14 protein-coding genes are annotated in these 16,371 nt (G+C 69.1%); all 14 read right to left on the bottom strand.

All coding sequences use genetic code 11. The annotated features are described in order from the left end of the window. Positions 1-346: 346 nt before the first annotated feature. The 14 genes from FHR56_RS05830 to flhF all read right to left on the bottom strand — a co-directional run bounded on the left by FHR56_RS05830 (position 347) and on the right by flhF (position 16,329). Positions 347-2,611 carry a methyl-accepting chemotaxis protein gene (locus FHR56_RS05830; RefSeq protein ID WP_160946681.1) on the bottom strand — a complete coding sequence of 755 codons (2,265 nt, stop codon included), beginning with the start codon at positions 2,609-2,611 and terminating at the stop codon, positions 347-349. A 728-nt stretch (positions 2,612-3,339) separates the two neighbouring features. Further along, a complete protein-coding gene (locus tag FHR56_RS05825) occupies positions 3,340-5,343 on the bottom strand; it encodes a chemotaxis protein CheA (RefSeq protein ID WP_160946682.1) in 2,004 nt (667 codons plus the stop codon). 30 nt (positions 5,344-5,373) lie between these two features. Then, entirely contained in the window at positions 5,374-5,739 is a 366-nt protein-coding gene (locus tag FHR56_RS05820; protein WP_010341778.1) for a response regulator, read from the bottom strand. Continuing rightward, positions 5,736-6,044 (bottom strand): STAS domain-containing protein, encoded by a 309-nt coding sequence (locus FHR56_RS05815; RefSeq protein WP_010341777.1) that lies wholly within the window; start codon positions 6,042-6,044, stop codon positions 5,736-5,738. Before FHR56_RS05815 ends, FHR56_RS05820 begins: the two co-directional genes overlap by 4 nt. A gap of 110 nt (positions 6,045-6,154) precedes the next feature. After that, positions 6,155-7,531 carry a chemotaxis protein CheW gene (locus tag FHR56_RS05810; RefSeq protein ID WP_184502433.1) on the bottom strand — a complete coding sequence of 459 codons (1,377 nt, stop codon included), beginning with the start codon at positions 7,529-7,531 and terminating at the stop codon, positions 6,155-6,157. Beyond that, positions 7,528-8,310 carry a ParA family protein gene (locus tag FHR56_RS05805; RefSeq protein WP_160946684.1) on the bottom strand — a complete coding sequence of 261 codons (783 nt, stop codon included), beginning with the start codon at positions 8,308-8,310 and terminating at the stop codon, positions 7,528-7,530. The genes FHR56_RS05810 and FHR56_RS05805 overlap by 4 nt, the downstream gene beginning before the upstream one ends. Beyond that, a complete protein-coding gene (gene motD, locus FHR56_RS05800; RefSeq protein ID WP_160946685.1) occupies positions 8,310-9,257 on the bottom strand; it encodes a flagellar motor protein MotD in 948 nt (315 codons plus the stop codon). The genes FHR56_RS05805 and motD overlap by 1 nt, the downstream gene beginning before the upstream one ends. 7 nt (positions 9,258-9,264) lie before the next feature. Beyond that, positions 9,265-10,005 (bottom strand): flagellar motor protein, encoded by a 741-nt coding sequence (locus FHR56_RS05795; RefSeq protein ID WP_010341770.1) that lies wholly within the window; start codon positions 10,003-10,005, stop codon positions 9,265-9,267. A 325-nt stretch (positions 10,006-10,330) separates the two neighbouring features. Next, complete coding sequence (locus tag FHR56_RS05790; RefSeq protein WP_160947156.1) at positions 10,331-12,079, bottom strand: chemotaxis protein CheA; 1,749 nt, start codon at positions 12,077-12,079, stop codon at positions 10,331-10,333. A gap of 4 nt (positions 12,080-12,083) precedes the next feature. Continuing rightward, complete coding sequence (locus FHR56_RS05785; RefSeq protein WP_160947157.1) at positions 12,084-12,692, bottom strand: protein phosphatase CheZ; 609 nt, start codon at positions 12,690-12,692, stop codon at positions 12,084-12,086. After that, positions 12,693-13,085: a chemotaxis response regulator CheY gene (gene cheY, locus FHR56_RS05780; protein ID WP_010341542.1), complete on the bottom strand. Its 393-nt coding sequence runs from the start codon at positions 13,083-13,085 to the stop codon at positions 12,693-12,695. 19 nt (positions 13,086-13,104) lie between these two features. Continuing rightward, positions 13,105-13,854 carry an RNA polymerase sigma factor FliA gene (locus FHR56_RS05775; RefSeq protein WP_160947158.1) on the bottom strand — a complete coding sequence of 250 codons (750 nt, stop codon included), beginning with the start codon at positions 13,852-13,854 and terminating at the stop codon, positions 13,105-13,107. Continuing rightward, positions 13,851-14,735, bottom strand: a complete 885-nt coding sequence (locus tag FHR56_RS05770) for a P-loop NTPase (RefSeq protein ID WP_010341540.1) — start codon at positions 14,733-14,735, stop codon at positions 13,851-13,853. The genes FHR56_RS05775 and FHR56_RS05770 overlap by 4 nt, the downstream gene beginning before the upstream one ends. Then, entirely contained in the window at positions 14,722-16,329 is a 1,608-nt protein-coding gene (gene flhF / locus FHR56_RS05765) for a flagellar biosynthesis protein FlhF (RefSeq protein ID WP_160947159.1), read from the bottom strand. The genes FHR56_RS05770 and flhF overlap by 14 nt, the downstream gene beginning before the upstream one ends. Between the last annotated feature and the right edge of the window lie 42 nt (positions 16,330-16,371).

Below are 16,371 nucleotides of genomic sequence, written 5' to 3'. Positions count from 1 at the left end.
ATTGATAGGTTTATTAAAATCAATAGATTTTACTGATTGAAATAAGCTCCCCCGATTGGTGCTACCTTGCTTTAGTGGCATTGCTGCAAATTTTGTTCAAATTTGTAGACAATTTGTGTGCGCAACTCCCGTATCGGCACGGCGCCTGGGTTCTTTAAGCGTCCCCGGCACGTATTTAGCTCGTTTTCACGATTGCTTAACGCAAGCAGGGATACGGGTCTCGTTTCAAGGTTCGCAGGCGGCGCCAATTCCCCCTCGGCAGAGCGCGCACGGCAAAAAAAGCCCGGGAACTGGTGCTCCCGGGCTCGCTGTCACGCAGGTGTCTGGACGCGTCGGTCGTGTGCGATCAGAACTCCTGCCAATCGGCAGCGCCGGCCGCAACGGCGGCGTTGTCCGTGGCCGCTGGCCGGGGAGCGGCCGTGCGCGGGGCAGGCGCCCTGACCGGCCGCTGTGCGCCGGCACTGGCAACGACCACCGGCTTCTGGGGGGACACGTGGCGGGTCATTGCTGGCGCCTGCTGGTCGATCTTGAACAGGGCCACGGCCTGGCTCAGCTGGCCGGCCTGATCCTCCATCGCACGCGCCGCGGCGGTGGCTTCCTCGACCAGCGCGGCGTTCTGCTGGGTGGTCTCGTCCATCTGGGTGACGGTCTGGTTGACCTGCTCGATGCCGGCCGACTGCTCCTGCGAGGCCGCGGCGATCTCGCCCATGATGTCGGTGACGCGCTGCACCGAGGTCACGATCTCCTGCATGGTCTTGCCGGCCTGGTCGACAAGCACCGAACCTTCGGCGACGCGGCCGACCGAGTCGTCGATCAGGTCCTTGATCTCCTTGGCGGCGCTGGCCGAACGCTGCGCGAGGACGCGTACTTCGCTGGCGACCACGGCGAAACCACGGCCTTGTTCGCCGGCACGCGCCGCTTCCACCGCGGCGTTGAGCGCCAGGATGTTGGTCTGGAACGCGATGCCATCGATCACCGAGATGATGTCGGCGATCTTGCGCGAGGACGCTTCGATGCCGCTCATGGTCTCGACGACCTGGCCGACCACTGCGCCGCCTTGCGAGGCCACGGACGCCGCGCCGGCGGAGAGCTGGTTGGCCTGGCGCGCATGTTCAGCGTTCTGCTTCACGGTGGAGGTCAGCTCCTCCATCGAGGCGGCGGTCTCTTCCAGGCTGGCCGCCTGCTGCTCGGTGCGGCGCGACAGGTCGTCGTTGCCGGTGGCGATCTCGCTGGCCGCGGCATTGATGCTGACCGCCGCGGTCTGGATGCGCGCGACGATGGCGGCCAACTGCTCGGTGGTGGCGTTGGCGTCGTCGCGCATGGTCGCGAACACGCCCTGGAAGTCGCCATGCATGCGCGCGGTCAGGTCGCCGGCGGCGATGGCGCGCAGCAAGGACGACAGCGCCTGCAGGTTGCCGTCGGCGGTGGCCATCAGTTGATTCAGGCTGTCGACCATCAGGCGGAAGTCGTACTGGAAGCGCACGGCGTCGCCACGCACGCTGAAGTCACCGGCTGCGGCGGCGCCGGCCAGGTGCTTGATCTCGGTGTTCATCGCGGTCAGGTTGTGCTTGACCGTGTCCATCGTTTCGGTGAGCCGGGCTTTCTCGCCGGGCAGCCGATCCATGTCCTCGGACAGGTCGCCGATGGCGTAACGGCCCATGATCTGCGCCAGGCGCTCGGTCACGGCGATGTGCGCGGCGGCCAGGGCATTGCTGTCGTGGACCATGCGTCCGTAGTCGCCGGGGAAGGCGCTCTCGTCCATGCGGTAGCTGATCTGGCCGGCGTCGTGGCGCTTGGCCATCTCCGCCTGTGCGGCGAGCACCGCCTGCAATTGCTGCTGCATGCGGCCCATGGCATTCAACAGGCGGCCGGTTTCGTCGCGAGCCTCGGTGCGCACGGCATTGTCCATGTCGCCGTTGGCGATGGCTTCGGCGGTACGTGTGGCCTGGCGCAGCGGTGCGGTCAGGCTCTGGGTGATGGTCAGGGCCAGCAGCACGCTGAGCGCCAGCGCCAGCACGGTGCCGCCGATCAACAGCATGCGGCCGCGCTGCATCGCATCCAGCGCGGCCTGGTAGCCCGCGGCGGCCTGCGATTTCTGCCGGTCGGCGAAATCGCGGATCTTGCTCTGCCACGCCAGGGTCGCCGGCAGCGCCTCGCGATTCAGCATCTCCACCGCCTGGACGGTATCGCCCTTCTCGCCCAGCGCGACGATGGCATCGTTGACGGTCTTGGCGGCGGCGCGCTTGGCATCCATCTCGGCGCGAATGGCGCGACCGGCGGGAGTGCTGGACAGCGTCTCCATCTTGCTGCGCGCGGCGGCGTAGCGCTCGCGCTGCTTGGTGAACGTCTCCAGCGCCTGCTCGCGGATCGCCGGATCGGTGGAGGTGGTGTAGGTGCTCAGCGCGACCAGGACGGAGGCATTGGCGTCGAGCATCTGGTTGCTGAATTCGATCTTCGCCATGCGGTCCAGCACGATCATGTCCAGGTGCTTGCGCGCCTCGGCCATGCCGGACAGCCCGATGATCACCAGGACTACCGAAAGAAGAATCAGCAGGCCGAAGGCCGCCGACAGGCGGACACCGACGTTGTAGCGTTGCAGAAAACGGATCATTTCACTCTCCAGGAGACAAAAAGGCAGGCCGGCGCATAGGGACGCGGCGTCGACGGCTTACTCGGGAAGGCGCGGACGGCTTGCGCCGGCTGCGGCGGCAGTCACATGGCGTGATGACTGGCGACGTGGCAGGCAGGACGTACGAAAGCGCCGAGATCGCGACGGTGGCCATGGCGTTGCCATGCCCGAGCTGCACCTGGAATCGCCGATGGCATCCATAGGTCGTCTCGGTGAATGCGTCCTTGATGTCGCGAGATCGCATGCATGGTGGCCCCCGTGAACGAATGAAGGAACGACGCGCAGTGCATGCGCGGGGACCCGGGGAGTGGTGGACACCGACGAACGTTGTGACAAGAAACTGCAAGTCGAACACGCGCATGGCCAAAGGCATGCGCAAAAAACAGTCGTCAGGGCTGCATTCTTCCCCGTTGCATTTCCACTTCAGCGATCTGCAGTGGATGCAGGTCGATCCCTCTGAAGCGCCGGCGAACCTTCCCAGGCCATGCCGGCACGCACCTATGTAGACAAAAACTGTGCGCTCATCCTGGTATCGACAGCGCGGCTGAATTCTTTAGGGTCGGATTGCGATGGTGCCCATGTAGGCATTGCGCGCATGCCACGGACAGGACAGGCATGCCTGGGCGCGTCGGCCGGCGATGCGCGCCCAACGCAAAAGCCCCGGCATCGCTGCCGGGGCTCTGTGTTGCGTGACGCGGGAGGGCGGGCGGTCAGGCGGCCTGCTGTACCCGCAGCGAGCGGACCAGACCGCCGATGTCCACGATCAGGGCGACGCGGCCGTCGCCGAGGATGGTGGCACCGGAGATGCCGCTGATGCGCCGGTAGTTGTTCTCGATGTTCTTGACCACCACCTGCTGCTGGCCGATCAGCTCATCCACTTCCAGTGCCAGCTTCTGCCCGTCGGCTTCGACCACCACCACCAGCGGTTCCTCGCTCTGCTCGATGCGGCCGAAACCGTAGGAGTCGCTGAGCGAGAGGATCGGCAGGTATTCGCCGCGGACCCGCAGCACGCGGCCTTCGCCGGCCATGGTGCGGATGTCGTCGGCCTTGGGCTGCAGCGCCTCGATGACGTAGGCCAGCGGCAGGATCAGGGTCTCGCCGGCGACCGCCACGGTCATGCCGTCGAGGATCGCCAGAGTCAGCGGCAGGCGGATCAGCACGCGGGTGCCGCGGCCGGATTCGCTTTCCAGCTGCACTTCGCCACCCAGGCCCTGGATGTTGCGGCGGACCACGTCCATGCCGACGCCACGGCCGGACAGGTCGGTGACCGCATCGGCAGTGGAGAAGCCCGGGGCGAAGATCAGGTCCCAGACCTGCGCATCGCTCGGGTTGTCCGGCACCGCGATGCCGCGCTCGGCGGCCTTGGCCAGGATGCGGTTGCGGTTGAGGCCGGCGCCGTCGTCGCTGACTTCGATGACGATGTGGCCGCCCTGGTGCGAAGCGGCCAGGGTGATGGTGCCGGTCTCGTCCTTGCCGGCGGCGCGGCGCGCCTCCGGCAGTTCCAGGCCGTGGTCGATCGAGTTGCGCACCAAGTGCACCAGCGGATCGGCGATCTTTTCGATCAGGCCCTTGTCCAGCTCGGTGCCCTCACCAATCGTGCGCAGGCGCACCTGCTTGCCGAGGCGGGTGGACAGGTCGCGGACCAGGCGCGGGAAGCGGCGGAACACCGCGTCCACCGGCAGCATGCGCACGCCGATCACCGCTTCCTGCAGGTCGCGGGTGTTGCGTTCCAGCAGGTCCAGACCGGCGAACAGGCGCTCGGCCACGGCCTGGTCCAGGCCGGTGGAGACCTGCTTGAGCATGGCCTGGGTGATGACCAGTTCGCCGACCAGATTGATCAGCGCGTCGACCTTGTCGACGCTGACGCGGATCGAGCTTTCCGCTTCGTGCGCGGCGGCGGCATTGCCGGCCGGCGCATTCGCGGCCACGGCGGCGGCCGGCGCGGCGGTGGCGGCGGTTGGCGGCGCGGTCAGCACCGGTGCCGGCGCGGTGGCCAGGCTCGGCGGCGGCACCGGACGGATGTCCAGTTCGCAATCGTCGATGACCCAGGCAAAGGTGTCTTCGATCGCGCTGCGCGGGATCTTGCCGACCAGGCCCAGATCCCAGGCCAGGTAGGCCTCGAGCGGATCGAGGTCGGCGAAGCCGGGCAGGCGCGTGCTGCGGCAGGCGACCTGCAGCGGGCCGAGGTGTTCGAGTTCGCGGATGATGCGCAGCGGGTCGTTGCCGCTCATGAACAGCGATGGCGCCGGGGTGAAGCCGATCTGCCAGGCTTCCGGCTCGGCCGGCTGGTTCGCCGCCGGGGTGGCGGCGGCCGGCGCGGCGGGGCCGCCGTTCAACGCGTGCTGCAGGCGTTCGTGCACAGCCTTGACCGCGGCCGGATCGGCCGGGACGCCGTGTTCGGCTTCGCGCAGCAGGGCACGCAGCACGTCCACCGAGCCGAGGATGGCGTCGATGGCGTGCGCTTCGACTTCGCGCTTGCCGGCGCGCAGCTCGTCGAGCAGCGTCTCCAGCACGTGGGTGAGGCCGGCCATCGCTTCGAAGCCGAAGGTGGCGGCGCCGCCCTTGATCGAGTGCGCGGCGCGGAACACCGAGTTGATGGTCTCGGGATCGCGATTGCCTTCTTCCAGCGACAGCAATCCGGCTTCCATCGCATCCAGTCCTTCGCGGCTTTCCTCGAAGAAGGTGGCGTGGAAACGCTGCAGGTCCATGCTCATGGGGCGGGAGTCCGGAAAAGGAGGGGAGGATCAGCCCAGGACTTTCTGGACGGTGGCGATCAGCTGTTCTGGATTGAACGGCTTGACCAGCCAGCCGGTGGCACCGGCCGCCTTGCCCTCGGACTTCTTCTCCGCCGCCGACTCGGTGGTCAGCATCAGCATCGGGGTGAACTTGTAGTCCGGCAGCTGCCGCAGCTCGCGGATCAGGGTGATGCCGTCCATGTTCGGCATGTTGACGTCGGTGACCACCGCGTTGAAGCGCTGGCCCTTGGCGCGGCCCAGCGCGACCGCGCCGTCTTCTGCTTCTTCGACGGCAAAGCCGGCCGAGGTGAGGGCGAAGGAGACCATCTGGCGCATCGACGCCGAATCGTCCACAACCAAGATACGTGCGCTCATGCCGCGTTCTCCACAGATTTCAGATTGTCAGGGGTTGCAGGAAGGCCCAGCGATTCGCTGACCCCTAGCAGGCGTGCCGCGTCGCGAAAGGTGGCGTTGCAGGCCTCGAATTCGGTGCGCTTGCCGTCCTTGCGACGGGCATCGACGAATGCGCACAGCACCTGTACGGATGCGGTATGGATGCGGCGCACTTCGCCGGCGTCCAGCCGCAGCACGTCGTCCGACGCAAGAAACGCGGTCAGGCGTTGTTTCAGGTCGGCGCTGGTCTCGATGCCGAGATCCTCGCCAAGAGGGACTGTGCTCATCATTACTCCGCACCAATGGTTCTATGGCAGATAACGGCCGTGGCCTGAAAAGCTTTAGCGGCGGGTTGGAAAGTGCGGCACCGTTCCCAGTTGCCCGCCCGCCGCACGGGTCAGTGCAGCAGCTGCTCTGCGTCGAGCAGGATCATCGGCTGCTGCGCCAGCCGCGCCACGCCACGGAACAGATGGTTGGAAATGCGGCAGATGCGGGCGTTGTCCGGCGGCTCGATCTGCTGGTCGCTGAGGCTGGCCACGTCTTCCACCGCCGACACGCGCAGGCCCAGGGTCTCGCCGTTCTCTTCCAGCACCACCACCCGGGTCAGCATGTCCATCTCGATCGGCGCCGCGCCCAGGTGCACGCCCAGGTCGAGCACCGGCACCACCTGGCCACGCAGGTTCATGATGCCGAGCATGGCCGGCGGCGTGCCGCGTAGCGCCAGCAGCGGCACCGGCAGCACCACCTCCTGTACCTTCAGCAGTTCCAGCGCGTAGGCCTGCTCGCCGCAGCGCAGGCGCAGCCAGCGGGTGCGGCGCTCGGCCAGGCGCTCGGGCGCGATCGCCGAGCCATGCGGCACGCTCGGGGCCATGAAGGCCTGCAGATTCGGCGGCAACTTGGCGCCGCTCGCCTGTGCGCGGCTGGCTTCGGCGCGGCGTTCCGGCGGTACCGCCATCGGCGGGCGCTGGACTGCACGCGCGGCGGCGGCATCGTCTTCGGCAGCCAGATCGCGTGGCACGGCGGCACGCTGCTGCTCCATCGCCGCGACCACGTCCAGGTCGGCCTGGCGCTCGGCCTGTTCGGCCGGCGTGAGCGTGGCGGTGGGGGCCTGCTGCGACATGATGCCGGCCAGGGCCGGATCCGAGTCGGCTTCGGCCAGGACCGCGGCGGCGATCTGTTCGGGCGTCGGACCAGTCGGAGCAGGCGCCAGCGCTTGCTGCGACATGATGCCGGCCAGGGCCGGATCGGAATCGGCTTCGGCCAGGACCGCGGCGGCGATCTGTTCGGGCGTCGGGCCGGCCGGGGCGGGCGCCAGCGCTTGCTGCGACATGATGCCGGCCAGGGCCGGATCGGCATCGGCTTCGGCCAGGACCGCGGCAGCGATCTGTTCGGGCGTCGGGCCGGCCGGGGCAGGCGCCAGCGCCTGCTGCGACATGATGCCGGCCAGGGCCGGATCGGAGTCGGCTTCGGCCAGGACCGCGGCGGCGATCTGTTCGGGTGTCGGGCCTGCCGGAGCGGGGGCGAGTGCCTCTTGCGACATGATGCCGGCCAGGGCCGGATCGGAGTCGGCCTCGGCCAGGACCGCGGCAGCGATCTGCTCGGGCGTGGGACCGGCCGCGGCTGCAGCAGCCGGAGCCGGCACCGTCTCCTCGGCTTCCGCTTCCACGTCGGCGACCGCGACCGGCGCGGGGCTCGGCGGCGTCTTCTGCTCTTCGGCGATCACGTCGTGGAGCAGGCCTTCCAGATAATCGTCGATGATGCCGGGGGTGCTCATGCGGCTTGCTCCATCGGTGTCGCATCGCTGGCCAGCAGCCATTCCAGCGCGCGGCGGTAGGCGGCCAGGCCGCGGCCGGGGTAGTCGCCGGGCACGCCGGCCACGGTCAGCGCCTTGACGTTGCAGATCTTGGTGTCGACCGGGATGGCGTCTTCCCACACCCGCTCGCCGTAGCTGTCCTGCATCTGCCGCAGGGTCTCGTTGCCGGCACGGGTGCGCTTGTCGAACAGGGTCGGCAGGATCGAGGCGGGCAGGGGCCGGCGCCGCGAGCGCTCGACCATGTCCACGGTGCGGACCATGCTGGCCAGGCCGTGCAGGGCCAGCGGTTCGGCCTGGGTCGGGATGATCACGCGGTCGGCTGCGGCCAGCGCGTTGATCATCAGCAGGCCCAGGGTCGGCGGGCAGTCGAGCAGGATGTAGTCGTGCTGGCCGGCGTGGCGGGCCATGGCCTGCTGCAGGGCCAGGCCCAGGCCGGGCTGGTTGGCGCTGCGCCGTTCCAGCGTGGCCAGCGCGGTCTGCCCGCAGACGAAGCTCAGGCGCTCGACCGCGGTGTCGCGGGCCAGTGCAGCGAGCTCGCCCGGCGGGGACGCGAACAGGTCGAGCACGCCTGGCGGCTGCGGTTCCTGCGGCACGTCGAAGGCCCGGGTCAGCGAGGCGTGCGGATCGAGATCGAGCATCAGCACGCGGTGCCCGAGCATGGCCAGCCCACGGCCCATGGCCAGCGTGGTGGTGGTCTTGCCCACGCCACCTTTCTGGTTGGCGATCGCCCAGATGCGCATCAGTTGACTCCTTCAATGGCAGGTACAGCGCGGGGACCGCCGGCGCTGCCGGCGGCCGCCGCGGCGGGGGGTGTCGGGGTGGCCGGCGCAGCGCCGGCGCTCAAGCGGTCGGAGGCCGACGGCGTCGCATCGGTGCTGTCGCCGGAATCGGCCAGGATCACCAGCACCACGCGGCGGTTGGCGTTGCGGCCGGCCGGCGTGTCGTTGCTGGCACGCGGGCGGAACTGGCCGTAGCCGATCATCGACAGCCGCGAGGGCTGCAGGCCCTGGTCGGCGAACAGGTGGACCACGCTGGCCGCGCGTGCCGCCGACAGTTCCCAGTTGGACGGGAACTGCGCGGTGGCGATCGGGGTGTTGTCGGTGTAGCCCTCCACGCGCACGCCGTTGGGCACGCCGGCCAGCACCTGCGCCAGTTCCGACAGGGTGGCGCGTGCGCTCTGGTCGAGAGCGGCCGAGCCGGAGCCGAACAGGATGTCGCTGTTGATCTCCACTTCGATCCACAGCCCGGCGCGGCGCACGGTGATCAGCTTCTTCTGGATCAGCGGCGCCAGCGCGGCGCCGAGGCGGTCGGCGATGCTGTCGAGCTGGCGCTGCGCGCGGCGCAGCTGTTGCGCGTCGCGCAGGTCGTCGCCGCGCTGCGCGTTGCCGGAGGGCAGGCGGTTGGGATCGGGCAGGGTCAGTGCCGGGCTGGACTTGATCGGGGTCGGCCGTTCGCCGCCCTGGCCCTGCAGCGCCTGGTCGCCGACCTGCACCGGGCGCAACGTCTTCGGGGTGCCGCCGAACGCCGCGCTCATCGCGTCGGCCATCACCCGGTACTTGGCTTCGTTGATCGTGGACAGCGCGTACATCACCACGAAGAAGGCGAGCAGCAACGTCATCAGGTCGGCATAGGGGATCGCCCATGCCTCGTGGTTGGCGTGCTCGTCGTGGGAATGCTTGCGGGCCATTCGGAACTCAATGCAAGAATCCGGCCAGTTTCGATTCGATGTTGCGCGGGTTCTCGCCCTGGGCGATGGCGATCAACCCTTCGATGATCATTTCGCGCTCGCCGCAGCTGTGCTTGATCACGCTCTTGAGCTTGGCGGCCATCGGCAGGAACAGCAGGTTGGCCGAGGCGATGCCGTAGATGGTGGCGGTGAAGGCGGCGGCGATGCCGTGGCCGAGCTTGCTCGGGTCGGCCAGGTTCTTCATCACCGCGATCAGGCCCAGCACCGCGCCGATGATGCCCAGGGTCGGCGCATAGATGCCCATGCCCTCGAACACCTTGGCCGCGGCCAGGTCGCAATGTTCCTGGCCTTCCAGGTCGATCTCCAGCATGTGCCGGATGGCTTCCGGCTCCACGCCGTCCACCAGCATCTGCAGGCCCTTACGCACGAACGGATCCTGCTGCTGCGGCACCTGGTTCTCCAGGCCGAGCAGGCCCTGGCGACGCGCGATGTTGCTCCATTCCACGATCTGCTTGAGCAGCGCCTGGCGATCGCTCGGCGGCGGCCACAGGATCCACTTGGCGATCTGGAACGCACGGCGGAACACGGAGGGCGGGGTGTGCACCAGGATCGCGGCGACGGTGCCGACGATCACGATCACGAACGCAGCCGGCGACCACAGCGCCGAAATGCCGGCGCCCTTGAGGATGCTGCCGCCGATGAGCGACAGAATCGCCAACAGCAGGCCGATGAGACTGAGCTTGTCCATGCAGGGGGTATCGGCCAGGGGCCAGGGGACTTGATGGGGGCGGGATTCGGGAATCGGGATTTGGGATTGGCAAGAGCGCGAGGGCGGAGGGTTGGTCGGTGTGGCGTAGGAGCGGCTTCAGCCGCGACGCGCGGACCTTGGCGCGTTGCCTAAACACAATCGTTCGGATCGTCTCGGCAATTGGCACTGCGCTGCGCGTGCTATCGCCAATCCCAGCCTCACCGCGTCGCGGCTGAAGCCGCTCCTACGGCGGAATCAGAGAAAACGAGGCGCCAGGGAAGTCGCCGTTGCGAATCCCCACTCCCGAATCCCCAATCCCAGCCCCTCAGGCCTTCAAGCCATCGACATCCAGGATCAACGCCAGGCGGCCGTCGCCGATCAAGGTGGCGCCGGCGTAGCCGGGCAGGCCGCGCAGGGAGCGCGGCAGCGGCTTGATCACCACTTCCTCGCGGCCGCGGACCTGGTCCACCACCAGGCCCATGCGCGATTCGCCGGCCTGCAGCACCACCACGGTGAGCAGCGGCAGTTGCGGGGCGTCGATGTTGAGCCACTGGCGCAGGTCCACCAGCGGCAGGGTGTGCGACTGCCGGTCGAGCACGGCGCGGCCGTCGAACCAGCCCAGCGAGCGGCGTGGCGCGTGCAGCACTTCGACCACGCGCGCCAGCGGCAGCGCGTAGACGGTGTCGCCGGCCTGCACCAGCAGGGTCGGCAGGATCGCCAGGGTCAGCGGCACGCGGATCAGGAAGCGGCTGCCGCGGCCCAGTTCCGACTGGATCTGGATCTGCCCGCTGAGTTCGCGGATGCGCGACTGCACCACGTCCATGCCGACGCCGCGGCCGGAGATGTCGGTGACTTCGGACTTGGTCGAGAAGCCGGGCAGGAACACCAGGTGCAGGCATTCCTCGGTGCTCAGGCGGGCGGCGGCCTCGGGGTCGATCAGGCCCTTCTCGCGTGCCTTGGCGCGCAGCCGTTCCGGGTCGATGCCGGCGCCGTCGTCCTGCACCTCAATGCTGACGTAGTCGCCTTCCTGCTGCGCCGACAGGCGCACGTGGCCGCCGCGCGGCTTGCCGGTGGCCTCGCGCAGCGCCGGCGCCTCGATGCCGTGGTCGATGGCATTGCGCACCAGGTGCACCAGCGGATCGGCCAGCGCTTCGACCAGGTTGCGGTCCAGTTCGGTGTCGGCGCCGATCAGTTCCAGTTCCACTTCCTTGTTGAGGGAGCGGGCGACGTCGCGCGCCACCTTGGGGAAGCGCGAGAACACCTTGCCGACCGGCTGCATGCGCGTGCGCATCACCGCCGACTGCAGGCGCGCGGTGGCGATGTCCAGGCTGCTGACCGCGCGGTCCAGTTCCTCGTCGCGCAGGCGCACGCGCAGGGTCTTGAGCCGGTTGCGCGAGAGCACCAGCTCGCCGATCAGGTTGACGATCGCGTCCAGGCGCTTGGTGTCCACGCGCACGGTATGTTCGGGCTCGGCGGCCTTGGCCGGGGCGGCCGCGGCCTTGGGCGCGGGGTTGGGCGCGCGCGGCGCCGGCTGCAGCGCCTGCGGCGTGGCCGCCGGTGGCGCATCGCCGTGCAACTGGTCCAGCAGCGCCTCGAATTCGTCGTCGCTGATCAGGTCCGCATCGCCGGCGGCGGCCGCCTGGGGCGCGGGCGCCGGCGTGGCGCTCTTCGCTGGCTCTGCGGCCGGGGCGGCGTCGCCATGCGCATCGAACTGCGCGATCAGTTCCGCCGGCGCGCGTGGCGGTTCCTGGCCGCTGCCGAAGGCATCGAGCATCGACTGCAGGTAGTCCAGCGACTGCTGCGCGGCGTCGAAGTGCCGCGCCTGCAGGGTGGCCTGGCCGGCGCGGGCCATGCCCAGGGTTTCCTCCGCGGCGTGGCACAGCTCGACCATGGCGTTGATCGCCAGGAAGCCGGCGCCGCCCTTGAGCGTGTGGAAACCGCGGAACACGGCGTTGAGCTGGCCGCTGTCCTCGGGCGCCTGCTCCAGCGACACCAACTGCTCGCCGAGCCGGTCCAGGATCTCCTGGGCCTCGATGATGAAGTCGGCAGCGATGTCGTCGGGTACGGCGCTCATAGCGTTACAGTCCCAGGCCCGAGAGCAGGTCGTCGGCGTCGTTCTGCGACACGCCGTGGCGGTCCAGGCCGGGCAGGGCCGGGCCGGCCAGGCTGCCGTCGGCCTTGCGTTCTTCCTTCGGCGGCAGACCCAGCGCGCCGAAGCCTTCGTGCACGCGGCGCACGATGCCGGCGACGCGGCGGATGATCTGTCCGGTCAGGTCCTGGAAGCTCTGCGCCAGGGCCATTTCGGTGAGGTTGTGGCGGATCTTGTCGAGGATCTCGCTCTGGTCGCCGTTGAGGCCGCCGGCGGCCAGCTGGTTGGCCAGCGCGCGGCATTCCTCGGCCAGGTCCAGGGTACGGTGGCTGGCCTGTTCGGTCATCTCCACCACGTGGTCCAGGCGCGAGCAGGCGTCATCCAGCTCGCCGGCCTCGCTGGGCACCACCGGCAGTTCGCCGAGCGCCTGGCCCAGATCGCGCGCGAGCCGGCTCAGGCCCTGCATCATCGGCCGCGTGCGCCAGGCGGCGAGGGTGTCGATCTCCCTGCGCCAGCCGGCCTCGTCGCCGTTCTCCAGCGCGTCCAGCGCGCCTTGCAGGCGTTCGATCAGGGCGGTACGTTCGGCGGTGGCTTCCATTTAGGCGGTCGCTCCCAGGCGTTCGAAGATCTTGCCCAGCTTCTCCTGCAGCGTCTGCGCGGTGAACGGCTTGATGATGTAGCCGTTCACGCCGCACTGCGCGGCCTCGATGATCTGCTCGCGCTTGGCCTCGGCGGTGACCATCAGCACCGGCAGGTGCTTGAGCTTGTCGTCGGCGCGGATGTTGCGCAGCAGATCGATGCCGGTCATGCCCGGCATGTTCCAGTCGGTGACCACGAACTCGAACGGTGCCGAGCGCAGCGCGGCCAGGGCGCTGTTGCCGTCTTCGGCCTCGGCGGTGTTGGTGAAGCCCAGATCGCCGAGCAGATTCTTGACGATGCGTCGCATCGTCGAGAAATCGTCCACGATCAAAATCCGCATGTTCTTGTTCACCACTGACTCCTAAGGGTTCCTATTCTTCGTCTTCCAGGCCGGCATCGGCGACCTCGAACGCCTTCAGGCGTCCGCGCAACCGTACCGTGGCCTGGCCATGGATCTGACACACGCGCGACTCGCTGACCCCGAGCACCGCGCCGATTTCCTTGAGGTTCAATTCCTGCTCGTAGTACAGCGACAGCACCAACTGCTCGCGTTCGGGCAATTGCGCGATGGCCTTGCCCAGCTCGCGGCCGAATTCGCTGCGCTCGAGCATCTGCTGCGGATTGGGTCCGCCCTTGGCGATGGTATCCAGCTCGCCATGGTCCTCGATGCGCGACTCCAGGCTCAGCACCTGGCCGCGGGCGGCATCTTCCATCAAACGCAGGTATTCGGGAAGCGGCATGTCCATCGCCGCGGCCACTTCGTTGGCGGCGGCGGCGCGGCCGGTGCTCTGCTCGATCTTGCGGATCGCCGAGGCGGCATCGCGGGCGCGGCGGTGCACCGAGCGCGGTACCCAGTCGCCGCGGCGGATCTCATCGATCATCGCGCCGCGGATGCGGATCGAGGCGTAGGTCTCGAACGAGGCGCCCTGGTCGGCGTCGTAGCTGCGCGAGGCCTCGATCAGGCCGATCATGCCGGCCTGGATCAGGTCGTCGATCTCCACGCTGGCCGGCAGCCGCGCCGCCAGGTGGTGGGCGATGCGCCGGACCAGGTCCGAGTGCTGGGCGATGTAGTCGTTGGCGCTGTTGCGCTGGACGGCGCGGTAGTGGGCGGCGGCGTTCATGCGGCCACCCCGCGCTGGATGATGCGTTCGACGAAGAACTCGACGTTGCCGCGTGGGGCGGTCGGCGCCTGCCAGCGCGCGGTGCGCCGGGCGATCTCGGAGATCGCCTGCGCCGACGGGCTGGACGGGTAGGCCTTGACCACCGGCTGCTGGCGCTGCACCGACAGGCGCAGCCAGTCGTCCTGCGGCACGCAGCCCAGGTAGTTCAGCGACACGTCGCCGAGGAACTTCTCGCAGACCCGGCTGAGCTTGTCGTACAGCAGGCGGCCCTCGTTGAGGTCGCGGACCATGTTGGCGACGATCTGCACCCGGTCCACGCCGCGCTCGCGCGAGAGGACCTTGATCAGGGCGTAGGCGTCGGTGATCGAGGCCGGCTCGTCGCAGACCACCACCACCGCGTCCTGCGCGGCCTGGCAGAAGGTCAGCACGCTGTCGGTGATGCCGGCGGCGGTGTCGACGATCATCACGTCCAGCTCGCGCTGCAGCTCGGAGAACACGTTGACCAGGCCCACGTGCTGGGCCGGCGGCAGCTCGGCCATGTAGCGGCGGCCGGAGGCGGCGGGCACCACCATCAGCCCATTGGGCATGTCGATCAGCACCTCTTCCAGGGTGCAGCGCCCGGCGACCAGGTCGGCCACGGTGAACTTGGGGGTCAGCCCCAGCAGCACGTCGACGTTGGCCAGGCCGAGGTCGGCGTCCAGCAGCAGGGTGCGCTTGCCCATGTCGGCCAGCGCCATGGACAGGTTGACGGAGATGTTGGTCTTGCCCACGCCGCCCTTGCCGCCGGTCACGGCGATGGTGCGCACCGGACCCAGCGGTTCGCTGCGCGTCGCCGACAGGGGGAAGGCATTGGTCAGATTGACGTAGTCACGCGACGGCATGGGTCTGCTCCGGAGTACAGGGCTTATCGGCAGCGCGCCGCAAATCTTCAAGGCGCAATACCAGGCTGGCGGCGTTGGCGCGGTGCAGGTCGTCCGGCACACGCTGTCCATCGGTCACCCAGGTGATGGGGAGGCGGTGGTCCACGACCACCGACAAGGCACTGCCGAACCGCCCGGTCTCGTCCAACTTGGTCATGATGACCCCCTGTGGGTCGGCGCCGGCAAACCGGCGCACCACCTCGTCCAGGTCGGAGAAATGGGCGTTGGCAGGGAGGACCAGCAAGGATCGGACCACGCGCGAGGCGCGCAGCCAGTGCAACTGGGCGGCCAGGGCGCGGTCGCGCTGGCCCATGCCGGCGGTGTCGATCAGCACCAGCTTGTAGTCGGCCAGGCGCTCCAGCAGCTGCTGCAGCGCGGCGTCGCTGTCGGCCTCGTGCACGGCGATGCCGAGCTGGCGGCCGTAGCTGTGCAGCTGTTCGCGGCCGCCGACGCGGACGGTGTCGGTGGTGACCAGGGCCACGTCGCGGGCGGCGTGGCGCTCCAGGAAGCGCGAGGCCAGCTTGGCGATGGTGGTGGTCTTGCCGGCGCCGGTCGGGCCGATCAGGGCGATCACGCCGCCTTCCTCGAGCGGGTCCAGCGGGGCGATCGGCAGGCGCTTGGAGAGCAGGCCCAGCATCAGCCCGCGGCCGCGGTGCAGCTCCAGGTCGGCGGGGATCTGCATGACCACGTCGCGGGTGATGCCGCTGTCGAAGCCGTAGTCGTCCATCAGCTCCAGCGCCTGGGCACGGACCGGCGAGCCACGCAGGCGCTCGTCGGTGAGGCGGTTCATCTCGCGCTCGATCATCTGCCGCATCAGCGCCAGTTCGTCGCGCAGCTGCGTCAATTGTTCGTCGTTCTGCGGGGCGGGGAAGGTCGGCACTGCCGCCAGCGTCGCGGCCGCCGGGATTCCGGCAGTGGCTGGCGCGTCCGGCTTGGCCACGCTGGACGCGGCCGGGGCCGGGCTCGCCACCGGCGTCAGTGCCACCGCGGCGACGTCGTCGCGCCAGGCCGGCGCGGCGTCGACGGCCGGCGCCGGGGTGGCGGCGAACGGGCTGGGCATCGGCACGCTGATCGGGGCGTTGCGGAACACGTCCTCGGGGATGCTGAAGTCGGCGCGTGCCGGGGCCGCGGCCTTGGCCGCTGCGGCGGCCGGGGCCGCCGCGGCGGGCATGGCCGAGGCGGCCAGCGCCGCCGGCTGGGTCAGCGGCCGGGCCGCGGGCGCAGCCGGGGCGGCCGGCGCGGCACCGCCGCGGCGTTCGCTGATCGCGGCCATCATCGCCATCGCCGGGTTGGCCGCGGCGCTCTCGCCACGCGCGGCGCGCGGGGCGGGAGCGGCCGGTGTCTGCGCCGCGGCGGCAGCGCGCGGCGCCTCGTCCGGGCGCACCGCATCCAGCGCCCGCTGCACCAGGGCCTCGTCGTAATTGCTGGCGGCGACGATCTCGATGCCCTCGTCGGTACGCCGGTTGGACAGGATCACCGCATCCGGGCCGTGCTCGTCGCGCACCATCCGGAAGGCGGTGCGCATGTCGGGGGCGACAAAGCGTTTGATCTTCATGGGTGGGAGCCGGGAATGGTGAATGGGGAATTGGGAATGGAT

It is taken from the genome of Xanthomonas sp. F10 (assembly GCF_014206815.1).
Lineage (GTDB): Bacteria > Pseudomonadota > Gammaproteobacteria > Xanthomonadales > Xanthomonadaceae > Xanthomonas_A > Xanthomonas_A indica.
This window is presented reverse-complemented; position numbering and strand designations above follow the sequence as displayed.